13 protein-coding genes are annotated in these 13,858 nt (G+C 49.7%); all 13 read left to right on the top strand.

Features of this window, described 5'->3' with window-relative positions; genetic code table 11:
• Window positions 1–8: 8 nt before the first annotated feature.
• The 13 genes from DFR60_RS25130 (at window position 9) to DFR60_RS25070 (ending at window position 13,840) form a co-directional block, all read left to right on the top strand.
• On the top strand, window positions 9–1,418 hold the full coding sequence (locus DFR60_RS25130; RefSeq protein ID WP_110325451.1) for a GntR family transcriptional regulator: 1,410 nt from the start codon (window positions 9–11) through the stop codon (window positions 1,416–1,418).
• A 154-nt stretch (window positions 1,419–1,572) separates the two neighbouring features.
• On the top strand, window positions 1,573–1,935 hold the full coding sequence (locus DFR60_RS25125) for a VOC family protein (protein WP_110325449.1): 363 nt from the start codon (window positions 1,573–1,575) through the stop codon (window positions 1,933–1,935).
• A 34-nt stretch (window positions 1,936–1,969) separates the two neighbouring features.
• Window positions 1,970–2,530, top strand: coding sequence for a YdeI/OmpD-associated family protein (locus DFR60_RS25120; RefSeq protein ID WP_110325447.1), 561 nt, complete (start codon window positions 1,970–1,972; stop codon window positions 2,528–2,530).
• Window positions 2,531–2,584: 54 nt separating this feature from the next.
• A complete protein-coding gene (locus tag DFR60_RS25115) occupies window positions 2,585–3,106 on the top strand; it encodes a methyltransferase family protein (RefSeq protein WP_110325444.1) in 522 nt (173 codons plus the stop codon).
• 324 nt (window positions 3,107–3,430) lie between these two features.
• Complete coding sequence (locus DFR60_RS25110) at window positions 3,431–3,802, top strand: BlaI/MecI/CopY family transcriptional regulator (RefSeq protein WP_002604418.1); 372 nt, start codon at window positions 3,431–3,433, stop codon at window positions 3,800–3,802.
• Entirely contained in the window at window positions 3,799–5,409 is a 1,611-nt protein-coding gene (locus DFR60_RS25105; RefSeq protein ID WP_243005179.1) for a M56 family metallopeptidase, read from the top strand. Before DFR60_RS25110 ends, DFR60_RS25105 begins: the two co-directional genes overlap by 4 nt.
• A 1-nt stretch (window position 5,410) precedes the next feature.
• A complete protein-coding gene (locus DFR60_RS25100; RefSeq protein ID WP_110325442.1) occupies window positions 5,411–5,872 on the top strand; it encodes a cupin domain-containing protein in 462 nt (153 codons plus the stop codon).
• A gap of 213 nt (window positions 5,873–6,085) precedes the next feature.
• Window positions 6,086–7,321, top strand: coding sequence for a response regulator transcription factor (locus tag DFR60_RS25095; RefSeq protein WP_110325440.1), 1,236 nt, complete (start codon window positions 6,086–6,088; stop codon window positions 7,319–7,321).
• A gap of 22 nt (window positions 7,322–7,343) precedes the next feature.
• A complete protein-coding gene (locus DFR60_RS25090; protein ID WP_110325438.1) occupies window positions 7,344–9,206 on the top strand; it encodes a cache domain-containing sensor histidine kinase in 1,863 nt (620 codons plus the stop codon).
• A gap of 84 nt (window positions 9,207–9,290) precedes the next feature.
• The gene (locus DFR60_RS25085; protein ID WP_110325436.1) at window positions 9,291–10,721 is read left to right on the top strand and encodes an ABC transporter substrate-binding protein; all 1,431 of its coding nucleotides are present in this window, start codon (window positions 9,291–9,293) and stop codon (window positions 10,719–10,721) included.
• 117 nt (window positions 10,722–10,838) lie between these two features.
• A complete protein-coding gene (locus tag DFR60_RS25080; protein ID WP_110325434.1) occupies window positions 10,839–11,753 on the top strand; it encodes a carbohydrate ABC transporter permease in 915 nt (304 codons plus the stop codon).
• A gap of 12 nt (window positions 11,754–11,765) precedes the next feature.
• On the top strand, window positions 11,766–12,599 hold the full coding sequence (locus DFR60_RS25075; RefSeq protein WP_110325432.1) for a carbohydrate ABC transporter permease: 834 nt from the start codon (window positions 11,766–11,768) through the stop codon (window positions 12,597–12,599).
• 5 nt (window positions 12,600–12,604) lie between these two features.
• Complete coding sequence (locus DFR60_RS25070; protein WP_110325431.1) at window positions 12,605–13,840, top strand: MFS transporter; 1,236 nt, start codon at window positions 12,605–12,607, stop codon at window positions 13,838–13,840.
• Window positions 13,841–13,858 lie beyond the last annotated feature (18 nt).

Genomic DNA, 13,858 nt, shown 5'->3' with positions numbered 1-13,858 from the left:
GAAGAATTTTGGTTGAAAATGCAGATTTGACTTGTAATCTGGTTTACGATTATTATGAGACAAGAATCCTGATGGGGGCCTGCCGATATGGGGAGAACTTACCGGCGATTCCCAGGATTGGCGGGAGTTTTCAAATGGCCCCCCGGACCGTGCGCGCTGCGCTTTCCCGGCTGGAAAAAAACGGATATATCGAGGTCAGCCCCAGAAAAACGGCAAAGGTGATCTATCAGGCCAGTTCAGACCAGATAAAAGAGAACGCCGCGCTGTATTTTATGCCAAGATGCAGCGGGATCACAGACTTTTGTCAGGCCGGTAAACTTCTGATTGAGCCGGTCTGGGAGTATACACAGAAAAGCTATGACAAGGAATCCTGGGACCGGTTAAAGGAAAACATGGCAAAGCTGAAGAATGTGGATTTGTCCATATCCACCAGGATGCATATTCAGGTTTTTTCACACCTGGGAAATAAACTGATATTGAATTTTTACTGGGAGCTGCTGCGCTATATTCGATTTCCCTATCTGGCCAATCACGGGCTGCATGAGGAAAGAGACAGGGAACTCCTGGCTGACGGGAAGGAGCAGGAACTGGAGTTTATGAATGCGGCATTTGAAGGTGACTTTGCTGCCTGCATCAGCCAGCTTCTGGCCTTCTGTGCAGAGATGGATGGGGAGTACGGCCGTAAGGAAAAGGTCCCTTTTTACTGGAACATATACTGGCAGCGGCCGCAGCTGTGCTACACCATGGCTTCGCGCATCATAACTGAGATTATAAAAGGAACGTATCCGGTGGGAGGGACCCTTCCGTCCATGCCGGTTATGTCAAAACAGCTGAATGTATCGTACCATACCCTTCGCCGTACTCTCTGTATTTTGGACAGCCTGAGTGTTATCCGCTTACATCAGGGAAAAGTCTCGGAAGTCTGCGAAGATATTGAACAGATCGATTTTCAGTGTCTGGAAGTGAAGGAAGGATTCCGGCTTTACAGGGAAAGCCTTCAGTTTATGGCATTGACGGTTCGTCCGGTCTTCCTGTATACTCTGGAGCATGTGGAGAAGGAAGATCTTGAGAAACTGAGACATGGATTTATACAGCTGCTGAATGAGAATCAGAGCGAGCGGTGTTTTAAGCTGGCGCTGGATTTTATCGTCGAACGGTGCCCGTCAGCTGCGGTCCGGGAGTGCTATACCAGACTGTCCGAATTCCTGGTCTGGGGTTATCCGTTTGCATTATACCGGATCAGAAAGCAGCATCTCCACGAAGAATATACGCAGATGGTCAGGAAATCAGCCGAATTATTGGAGAATGACGATTGGGAGGGGTATGCGGACAGCTGGAAGGCATTGATGGAATATGAACAGAAAAGAGCGGAAAAGATACTGGCGGATTATCAGGAGCAGGGGCGCATGGTTCCATAGAACCTATGCGTCCCTGTTCGTTCTTTTACTTTTCAATTCTGCTTTTTTGCAGGAAAGACGGTTTCAAAAGAAAGTGACAGAAGTGGCCGGATACGATATAATAACAAGCAGAAGCGACATCAACGTTTGACTATATACTTTGGAGGAAAATATCATGAAATTCATCTTTTCAACGCTGCACGTTAAGAATTTGGAAGAGTCCATCCAGTTTTATGAAAACATAGTGGGGATGAAGCTGGCACGCAGATTTCCCGGCGGCCCCCACACGGAGATCGCATTTATGGCAGACGGTCCGGCGGAGATTGAATTAATCTGCAATACGGAGGCAGAGCCTGTTGTATACGGAGAGTGTCCGTCACTGGGGCTTTCCGTGGAAGATCTGGACCAGGCGATGGAGCACATGAAAGAACAGGGCGTGGAAATCGTCAGCGGACCATTCCAGCCGAACCCCAATACCCGCTTTTTCTTCATCCACGATCCGGATGGCGTGAATCTTGAGATCATCGAAAAGAAGTAGGAAGAAGCCGTTTACCAGAAGGAGAGGTTTCAATATGAACGAAGTAATGGAATTCCCAGACAGAGAACACTTCCGGAAATGGCTGGAAGCCAACTGTCTGTCGAGTGAAGGCGTCTGGCTGCTGTTTGGTAAGTCAGGGGGCCAAAAAACGGTGAAGGCGGGGGAAGCTCTCGAAGAGGCCTTGTGTTTTGGCTGGATTGACGGGCAGATGCAGAGTATCGATAATCATACCTATAAAAAATATTTTTCTCTGCGCAGAGCGAACTGCAAGTGGTCGGAGAAAAATAAGAAGCTGACGGAAGCCCTCGAAAAACAGGGGCTGATGACTGATTACGGCAGAATGAAAATCGAGGAGGCCAGGAAAAACGGTCAGTGGGACGCCCCTAAGCCTCAGCCGGTTACAGAGGAGCAGATCGCTTCCTTAGCGGCCGCCCTCCAGGCGTTTGAACCGGCCTGTACGAATTTCCATGCGATGTCCTTATCCGTGAAAAAGACGTATACGAAAGCATTTCTGGACCCCAAAACCGAGGAAGGACGGGTAAAACGTCTCTCATGGATTGTGGACCGGCTCAACAAGAATCTAAAACCGATGTGATGATTTATAACCGCTCCGGACAGGGCAGGAGTGAGGCAGAAAGGCGGACTGCAAATGAAAGGCTTTTTCCTGATAATCCCGTTTATCCTGATACGATTTGGCCTCCTGGCGCGACTCAGCAGCGAGGCAGTAAAACGCGCGGCCCATTTCGCCCCATTGTCGGGGAATGAAGTGTTTGCATACTGGGTCTACCAGATATCCAATGCCGCGATCTTTGTGTACTTATGTTTTCTCAGGGTGAAACCGGAGGTCACCTGGCAGTTCTTTTCAGGAGCGGCGGTTTATCTGCTGGGATTGGCATTGTGCGCAGTCACAATCAAAGATTTTGCATCCCCATCCGAAGACGGAATCAATCAGAACGGACTCTACCGTCTTTCACGCAATCCGATGTACCTGTCGTATTTTCTGTATTTTATCGGCTGTGTGATACTGACCCGGTCTGTAATTCTGTGCGGCATTGTCGTTGTATTCCAGATCGCCTCTTATTGGATCATTCTCTCGGAAGAGCGGTGGTGTATGGACACGTTCGGTGATGCATACCGGCAGTACATGAAGACGGTCAGACGTTATATTTGACGTTTTAAGACGGGATAAATCTGGAGTCTGCGGCGTGAGCCTGTATGAGGAGAGAAGGAGTGGTCCGCTGCTGTCAGCGGTCCGCTCCTTCTCTCTGCACTTTTTCGTTCATCTGCATCACACGCCTTTTTATGGTCCAGTATTGCGACAGCCAGAGGGTCGTTTTGGCACCATAGATGGCAGAAGAGCGTATAAAAATACCTCTTTCTGAAATAAATTTAAAAATAAGACAATTGTAGTATTGACATTCTTGTAAGACTGGAGTAGTATATGGGTATAGATACTACTCCTGTCTTATAAATGAAAGGAAAAGAGGTGAATCAAATGGATATGAAACTGGTTGACAGTGAAATAAAGGTTATGGACGTTCTCTGGAAAGAGGGTGACAGCATGGCAAAGCATGTTGCCGATGTGATGAAAGAGCGGTACGGCTGGAATGTCAATACCACCTATACGCTGTTAAAACGGTGCATCAAAAAAGGAGCCGTGGAACGGACCGATCCCAATTTTGTCTGCCATGCGCTTATTAAACAGGAGCAGGTGCAGGCACAGGAAACAGACGAACTGCTGCATAAGGTTTTCGACGGCTCGGTGGATAAGCTGTTTGCATCTCTGCTGGGCAGAAGGAATTTGACTGCGGAACAGGTGGAGAAGCTGAAAGAGATGGTTGAGGAGCTGGGGGAGGATGGAGCATGAGCCTGATTCAAATGAGTATTTCTGCTGCAGTGATGATCTTTGTTATAACCGCCATTCGGGCGATTTCCATCAACCGGCTGCCTAAAAAGACGTTCCTTGCCTTATGGGGGCTTGTCCTGGCGCGGCTGCTGGTGCCGTTTACCTGGCCCTCACCGTTCAGCGTCTACTCTCTGGCAAAGTATTCGGGAGCAGAACAGATCAGCGGCGTTCCAATCGCAAACGTACTGCCCGTTATCCCGGTCACCACCGCGCCGGCAGCTGTACAAAATACTGCCGCGGTCGTGGGAGTAACGCCAAAGGGATGGATCTGGGGCGTCGGACTGGCATTATGCACGCTGTATTTTGCCATAGCTTATATCAGATGCCGCTTCGAATTCATGACTTCCCAGCCGGTGGAAAATGAATTTACAGTCCGATGGCTGGCAGAGCATAAATGCAGACGTTCCGTTGTAATTCGTCAGACCAGCGGTATAACGGCTCCGCTCACCTATGGAATCTTCCGGCCTGTCATATTAATGCCGTCAGAAACGGACTGGACAGATTCGAAAAAGTTACAATACGTCCTCGCACACGAGTACGTGCATATCCGGCGTTTTGATGGAGCGACGAAGCTTTTACTGACTGCCGCACTGTGTATTCATTGGTTTAATCCCCTGGTGTGGATTATGTATACATTAGCAAATCGGGATCTGGAACTATCCTGTGATGAACGAGTCGTGCGGATGTTCGGAGAAACCATGAAATCAGCCTATGCGCTTACGCTGATTGACATGGAGGAAAAGAAGAGCGGACTTACCCCGTTATGCAACCATTTCAGTAAAAATGCAATTGAAGAAAGGATCGAAGCAATTATGAAGATAAAAAAGACAACGGTTTGTTCCATGGTAATCGCCTGCGCTGTTGTGGCTGGTGTGGGAAGTACATTAGCTACCTCCGCTGCCGCAGCAGGAATTCCGGATGATTTCATCTATATTAAAGAAGATATTGCAGTCAAGTTTGTGCCCGACCCCTCAATTTATGCGAAGTATTCCTCCTTTGGCGTTACGATTTCCAATGATGGCACATCACTTCTCTACAAGGGACAGAAAATAAGGCTTTTCAATGATGCATATTCTGATGAAACGTTCTATTATGATAAAAACGGCACAGTGAATCTGTTGGCTGTACGCAGTTCAGCCGGAGAAATCACTGGTATAAGCGCAATATCCGAGAAGGAAGCGCAGAAATACTACGACGCTTTTTATGCAGATGAGACCAATTACTCCAATCCGGAGCCTCTGGAAAACGGAAAGAAATATAATATGTATTACGGCGCTTACGGAATAACATTTCGTGCGGATGAAAACGCCCTGTACTATAATGGACAGAAAGCGAGATTGTTCGTTGATGAAACTGACGGCTGGTACCCTGCGTTTTGGGTGGATGAGACCGGAACGGCTGATCTGACAGTCGTGCGGGACTCAACTGGACAGATTACCGGCATTAAATCTATTTCAAAGGAAGAGGCACAGAACTATCTTAAGAACAGTGAGGTGGATGAGCAGGATATTGAGAGACGGGCAGAGAAACGGGCACAGGAGACAGCTGCAAGGTATAGGAAGAAATAGTATGATTAAAAAAGCAAAAATCAATGAGTTACAGGCAGAACACAAATGTACCAATGCGAAGTATGAGTACCATAAGAGGTCATTCGTTTCGAGAGGCGAGGCCAGTCAGTGCGTGGTGAATATTTACCACATTCCCCCGATGAAGTCCGCCTGTCCGTACCATTACCACTGTAAAAATGAAGAAACGTTTTATATTATCAGCGGCAGCGGAACGTTAAAAACGCCGGAAGGGGAGATGGCGGTAGAAGCGGGAGACTTACTGTTCTTCCCCGCAGAGGCCGGCGGCGCCCATAAGCTTACCAATACCTCCCCTGCGGAAATGCTGACGTATATCGATTTTGATACCAACAATGATATTGAAGCCGTCATTTATCCGGATTCAAATAAGATCGGGATCTGGGGGAGCGGGACGAACAAGGTGTTTCAGATGGATGATGAGGTTGACTATTACGATGGGGAGTAGGAAAGAGGCTGAAAAACCTCCATCAAGATGTAAAGACAAATAATAAGAATGGATAAAACGAGCAGAGTATACTTAAATGTAGATCATGCTCGTTTTTCTTCGCGCCCAAAACATTTTTTATTGTCAGGAAGCAAAAGACGTTATACAATAAATGACAGAAGTACCCAGAAAATGAAAAATGCAGAATGAAAATACGACGAGGAGGAAACAGCCATGTACCAGTTACTGATCGTAGATGATGAAGAAGATATCCGCCGCGGGATGGCCCGGGGGATTCCGTGGAATGAATGGGGCTTTGAAGTGGCCGGGCAGGCGGAGAACGGAGAAGAGGCTGTGCGTATTATTGGGGAAAAGCACCCGGATGTGGTGCTGTCTGATATTCGAATGCCGAAGATGGACGGGATCGAGCTGATGCAGTATCTCCATGAAAATAATCCAGAGATCAAGATCATTATTCTCAGCGGATACAACGATGTGGAGTATTTAAATATGGCCATTCGCAACCAGGTTACGGAGTATCTCTTAAAGCCTACGGATATCGATGAGTTTGAGACGCTGTTTCACCGGCTGAAAGAGAAGCTGGACGAAGAGTGGATCAGACGGCGTGAACTGGAGTCGCTGAAGGTTTCGGCCATGCAGAATAAAGAACTGTCCTACGCCAGGGTTCTCAGTAATCTTCTGGACGGCTATGTGGGCGGAGAGGAAGAGTACGGCTGGAAGGAGGAGATGGAAGACGCCGGCATGAATTTTGACTGCTGTATGATGGCTGTGTTGGATGCCCAGCCTGTGGGAAACGAGGAGAGGGACGATCACTACCAGCTGAAGCAGCGGATTATCCGGTACTGCAACAGCCGGGAGATGATCTGGGAGAAACATTTCTTCTTAAACCGGGACCGAAAGGTGGTCGGGATTATCACACTGAAGGGTGGCAGCGACGAAGAACTGGAAGCCATAGGCCGCTGCATCAAAGAGATTCAGGGAGAGATCGGCGACATCTACGGCCTGGCTCTTTTGGCAGGACTTAGCGGCCTGTGCGGCAGCGAGGAAAAACTGCCAGAAATCTACGGGAATACGGTGAAGCACGTCTCTTCCATGGCACCGGATCTGTCGGCAGGCCAGAAGAAGACCGGTATGCTGGTGACCTCCATTCGGGAGTATCTGGACCGGGAATACTGCTCCAATCTCGTCTCACTGGAGGCCACGGCGGAACATTTCCGGAAAAATCCGGCTTACATATCGAAGGTATTTAAAAAAGAAACCGGATTTAATTTCAGTGATTATATCACACAGAAGCGGATGGCTCACAGCAAGCTGCTGCTGCGGGACATGTCACTAAAAATCTACGAGATCGCAGAGATGACCGGATACGCCGATGCCTCTAACTTCATTAAGGTGTTTAAGAAGCACTGCGGCATGAGTCCAAATGAGTACCGGGGACTACACAACTGATGGAAACGAAAGGGACGACGGGATGAGAGACTTGTGGAAACGGCTCAGTCATTATATGAACCGCGGCTTAAGACAGCAGCTGTTTTTCTATCTGGTGGTGGGGGTGCTTCTGCCCTTTACGGTGGTTGCGTCCGTGCTGTTTTTGAAGACGCGTATGGAAATGAAGAATCAGGCAATCGGAAATATCCGCCAGAGAGCCGACGCCATCGCTGCACAGGTAGACGAGCTGCTGTATAATGTACAGCTGGTGTCCGATAAATTTGCCTATGACGCGGAGATCGAGGATTTCCTGGCCAGGGATTACGACAGGGCGACCATCGAAAAGCAGCGGGATATCTATGAACTGAACAACTACTTTCTGAAGACGGACCCGCTGGGGAAGAGCCATCGGATCAGCGCCATCTACGGAAATAACAAGGAAGTATATAATTTTCTGGATCCCTATTTCCAGGGAGAGGATATCAAAAGGATCATGATTGGCATGGGCGCCGTGGACCGGACGAAACTGTCCATGTTTCAGTGGCAGCCCCTGCAGAGTAATTTCCTCAGCAGGACGAAAAAAGGGGATGTGAGGACAGATCAGGTGATTACGTGTATGCGCCGGATTCTGCATCCATTTACCGGAACGTGGCTTTATACCCAGTTTTTTGTGCTGGAGGAGAATCAGGTCTACCAGCTTTATAAGGCATCGGCCGAGGAAATGAAGGGGACCGTCTACATCGTGGATGGCAGCGGCCGCCTGGTCTCTTCGTCGGATCAGAATGCCGTCGAGACGTGCCGGATGCCGGAGCGGATCATGGAACTTGCAGAAGCGGCGGAGGAGGGCAGCCATCAGATTAAGTATAACGATGAGCCATATATTACGGATTTGAGCCCGTTAAATAACGCGGACTGGCAGATCGTTACCGTGGTTCCCTTAAGCGCGGCCACCGCGCCCGTCGATCGTCTGTTCAAAGAGATCATTGCGGCCATGGTGGTTTGTGTGACTGCATGTATCGCCATTATCAACTGGATATCCAGGCGGTTTCTTCAGCCGGTGGAGGTGCTGGACGCTTCCATGAAGGAGGTCTACGACGGCAATTTGGAGGCCTACGTGGAACCGGAGGCGTACCAGGGGGAGATCAAGAGCATGATGATGTACTATAATGCCATGCTGGTGCAGATCAACCACTATATAAAAGAACAGGTGGAGAGCGAGAAGAAGAAAAAGGAACTGGAGCTGGAGGTGCTCATGGGGCAGATCAATCCCCATTTCCTTTATAACACACTGGAAAATATCGTCTGGAAGTCAAATGAGGTGGGACGCCCTGATATCGGACGGATCGCGGCGGCGCTGGGGCGGCTGTACCGGCTGTCCATCGGAAACGGGGAGACGATCGTCCCCATCCGGCAGGAGGTGGAACACGTCATGGCCTATGTAAATATCCAGAAGAACCGCTATAAGGAACGGATTGAATTCGACAGCACGGTTGATTACGATCAACTGTATAACTATGCCATGATCAAGCTGACGCTGCAGCCGGTGGTAGAAAACTGCTTTATGTACGGCATGGAAGGGATCGACCGGGTGCTGAAGATCCGGCTCGATATCCGGGAGGAGGCGGAGGTGATCCGGTTCCGCGTGGCGGATAACGGATGCGGCATGGCGAGGAGTCAGTTAAAGGAGGTGCGCCGCCAGATTGAGGCGGGGGCGGTGAGATGCGAGACGGAGCCGGGGAAACGGAGACGAAAGGGGACCGGAATCGGCCTTTACAGTGTGAAGGAGCGAATCGCCATCTATACCGGATACAAGAACAGCGTGCAGGTTTTGAGCAAGCAGGGAGCCGGAACGATCGTAATGATTACGGTTCCAAAAATATTGGTAAAGGACAAGAATAACCAATAAAGGTAAAATTCCAACTATGGATTCGGGGCTGGTTTCACGCTACAATTAGTACATCAAATAAATTAGCTGGGAGGAATTACCATAATGAAAAAAAGTATAAAACGTGTTGTTTCCCTGTCGCTCTGCGCGGCAATGGCAGCAGGGTCGCTGGCCGGCTGCTCTTCAAAGAAGGCAGAACCGGCGGATACAGCCACAACAGCGGCAGCAGAAACCGCCACAAAAGCAGGCGGTGAGACGTCAGCAGAAGGCGAGACAACAGAGGGGGCGGCTGCTTCCGACAAGCCATTCGATGGTGTGACCTTAAAGTATGCGACCACACAGACAGCCAGTACCGGAGAAGAGAACCAGAAGTTAATCGAACTGGTTAAGGAAAAAACCGGTATCAACATTGAGTTCTATGTGATTCCCAGTGCGAAATCCGGTGAAGTGGATAAGACTCTGGTCAGCCTGATGGCTGGTGATGAGATCGACTTGATCTACAACACAAAGCCAGGCTTAAAGGCGTTCTACAACGCAGGAGTCTTAGAGCCGATGAACGCGCTTGCTGAGAAGGCAGGCTACGATATCGCCGGAACCTTTGGCGACTACGTTCCGGAATTTGGCGGAGACGTATACGGTCTTCCTGCATTCTCCGATATCTGGATCACCTTATATAATAAGCAGATCTTCGACGATGCCGGTGTTGACTACCCGACTGCAGACGGCTGGACATGGGAAAAATACATCGAGACAGCGAAGAAGCTGACAGACAGCTCCAAGGGTATATACGGATCCTTAATGCTGGACTATGACTGCTACAACTACATGTATGCATTACAGAAGGGCTGGGAGCCATACAAGGCCGACGGCACAGGAAACTTCGACGATCCGTTATTTAAAGAGAGCCTGGAGTTCTATTACGGCTTAGGCAATACAGAGAAGATTCAGCCTTCTATTCTGGAATTCAAGGCTTCCAACACACCGTGGAACGCATTTGCAACCACTGGCAAGTACGGTATGTTCATGTGCGGCGGCTGGGTAACTTCCATCTTAAATCAGTTTGACAAGTACCCGAGAGACTGGAAAGTCGGTCTGCTTCCGATGCCTTATCCGGAGGGAACCGATCCGTCTACTCTGACGGTACCGGGATGCTACGCAGTGCCGACTACCAGCAAGAACAAGGACGCAGCATTCGCAGCAGCAGCCTGCATGGCTGAGAACCAGTACACACTGGGCATGGGCCGTGTACCTGCAAGAATCGACTTAACAGACGAAGAGATCAATGAGTACGTTGAGAACTCTCTGGCGAAGCCATTTGAGTTTGACGGTCTCACTGTGGAAGACTTCAAGACCGCATGGTTTGACAGCAGCCGCAAGGCACTTTCTGAAAAAATCATTGGCGACGGCGACGCAGCTATTTCTCAGGCAATCATCGAAGAGGGCCAGCTTTACGGCCAGGGTGCGGAAAGCATCGATGACGCAGTAACCAAGATTCAGGATAAGGCAAACAGAGCAATCGAAGAAGATAAGCAGTAATATAGTCTGACCTGACGGGCAGTCCATTCGGGAAACCTTAGGGGCTGCCCTTTTTGTGCCCAATTTGACTTATTGTATGTTCAGTCAACTGCATTTACACGAAAAAGAGGTGTGTTTATGAAAAGTAATACAAAAATAAAAGTGAAAACCTCCATTGCTCAGAAAAAGGAGAATTTTACAGGGGCTCTTTTTATCGCTCCGTATCTGATCGGCTACGTTATTTTCCAGGGGCTGCCGTTTTTGATCGCAGTGGTTCTTGGTTTCACCAATGTCCGCTATATCAGCAAGCTGGAGGACGCGTCCTTTGTCGGTATCAATAACTTTATCCGTATGTTTACGGATGTGGATACCATGAAGGCCCTGGGACGCACCGGCCTTTACTCCCTGATGTATGTGCCGTTAATCATGGTATGCGGCTTTTTCATCGCCTATATGGTAAACAAGGGAATCCACTGCAAAAACCTGGTCCGTTCCATGTTCTTTCTTCCCTACGTATCCAATATGGTGGCAGTAGCCGTCGTATTCAAGCTGCTGCTCGGTCCTGACGGTCCGGTAGTGTACATCCTTTCGGCTCTCGGCAGCGAGAATCCGCCGTATCTGTTGTACGGCTTAAATACCGCACTTCCGACGGTAGTGTGTATCGCCGTGTGGAAAGGCATTGGCCTTAACTTCATAACGTATCTGGCGGCGCTTCAGAACGTCTCCGCGGATCTTCTGGAAGCCGCCCAGATCGACGGTGCCAGCAAATGGCAGAGAATTAAGAATATTGTGATCCCGATGATTTCCCCGACTACATTTTTCTTAATGATCAGTTCTGTGATCACATCCCTGCAGAACTTTACCACCATTCAGGCTTTGACCGGAGGCGGTCCGGGACAGGCAACCACGGTTATGTCCATCAATATTATCAGAACCGCATTCACCAACTACCAGACAGGCTATGCCAGTGCACAGGCTCTCGTGATGTTTATCATCGTCTTAATCATCACTCTGATTCAGTGGCGCGGACAGCAAAAATGGGTCAACTATTAAGGAGGAAGAGCTATGCTTAAGAAAGATAAAAAGATGTCATGGGGCTGGACAATTGTTCTGATTGCCATCGGCCTTGTCTGCATCTACCCGTTTTTATTCATGGTGTCATCATCCTTCAAGATTTCAGGTGACGTGCTCACGAAGCCGCTTCAGCTGATTCCCGATCAGATCATTTTCTCCAACTATTCGGACTTGTTCGGTGACCCATACTATGATTTTGGGCAGTGGTATGTCAATACCATCGTGATGACGGTTACCACCATTGTTATCAAGGTTTTCGTGGTTTCTATCACGGCTTACGCATTTTCCAAGATCAATTTCAAGGGAAGGGACGGAATTTTCCTGGTTCTTCTGACTTCTTTGATGATTCCTAGTGACATTATGCTGATTCCGAGGTATGTTATATTTAAGCAGATCCACATCCTGGATACCATGTGGTCTCTGGTGCTGCCGGCTACCTTCGATATCTACTTTGTATTCATGATGCGTCAGGCATTTATCGGCATTCCGGAGGAGATCAGCGAGGCGGCCCGCATAGACGGATGCAACCATTTCCAGATCTATTCGAGGATCATTCTGCCGCTGGCGAAGCCATCGATCGTGACGCTGATTCTGTTTACGTTCGTGTGGTCCTGGAACGACTATATGGGGCCTTACATCTTCATCTCCAGCCTGGAGAAGCAGATGCTGTCTGTTGGTATTAAGCTGTTTACGGAAGGCACGGTGACGGATCCAGCGCTTCAGATGTCCGCTGCGACGCTGGTCCTGATGCCTGTGCTGGTGCTGTTCCTGTTCTCGCAGAAATACTTCGTGGAGGGCGTCAATTCCTCCGCGGTTAAAGGGTAGCCAGGATGGAAAAGCTTCTGTTCCGGCTGTGCTGGATCGCATACTTTTCCACGTATATCGGCAGGCTGAATTATTCGGCCGGTCTGACGGAGATCATCACTACGGAAGGATTTTCGAAAGGTCAGGCAGGGATGATCGGAACGGCGTTCTTTATCGCCTATGGAGCGGGGCAGTTTGTCAGCGGCTTCTTAGGCGACCGCCTGGCCCCGAAGAAAATGGTCTTTACGGGGCTGATGGTATCCGGCCTCTGCAACCTGGCTATGGCTATGGCGGAGGGCTCCGGTGTGATGACGGCGGTCTGGTGCGTAAATGGCCTGTTCCAGGCATTTATCTGGTCGCCCATGATCCGGCTGATGTATGAGTATTATAAGACGGAAACGAGGATGAAGGCGTGTGTATCTTTAAACAGCTCCGTTCCCATCGGAACGATGGCGGCCTACGGCCTGACGGCGCTTGTGATATGGCTGTCCGGCTGGAGGGCCATGTTCGTTCTGGCAGGCGCGGCGCTGATTGGTTCCTCGCTGTTCTGGATTACAGGCATGAAGCGGGTGGAGCGGTATGCGGCAGAATCCGGGAAAGTGGCGGAAACGCCCTCTGGTGAGCCCGGCGGTTTGGCAAAAGCTGCCGTAAACTGGAAGAGTCTTCTGATCCAGTCTGGATTTCTGTTTCTGATGATGGCTCTCTTTGTCCAGGGTGCGCTGAAGGACGGCGTGACCACCTGGGTGCCGACTTATATCAGCGAGACTTACGGACTGAGCGCCATTCTGGCAATCACAAGCACTATGGTTATTCCGGTCTTTAACCTGCTGGGGGTCTATCTGGCCTCCTTTGCCAATCTTCACTGGTTTCGGAATGAGGTGCGGACAGCGGGAGCATTTTTCGTGGTCAGCGCGGCGGCCATACTGGTGCTGCGCCTGGCGTCGGGGCGGAGCATGGCGGTGTCATTTCTGATGCTGGCGCTGGCGACGACGGCGATGATGGCGGTCAACACCATGCTGATCGCGGTGCTCCCATCGTATTTTGGCGTGATCGGAAGAGCCTCTTCCGTATCAGGCCTTTTAAATTCCTCGGTCTACGCCGGCGGCGCCGTCTCCACTTACGGAATCGGCGCGCTGTCTGTGGCCCTGGGATGGAACGCCACCATCGTAATCTGGTTTCTGATGGCGGCGGTTTCGGCGGTGATCTGTTTCCTGACAGTCCGGAAATGGATTGCTTACCGGAAAGAAGTTCTGCGAATTTAGAAATTTCACATCCTGGAA

This window comes from Hungatella effluvii, from assembly GCF_003201875.1.
Taxonomy (GTDB): Bacteria; Bacillota; Clostridia; order Lachnospirales; family Lachnospiraceae; genus Hungatella; species Hungatella effluvii.
This window is presented reverse-complemented; position numbering and strand designations above follow the sequence as displayed.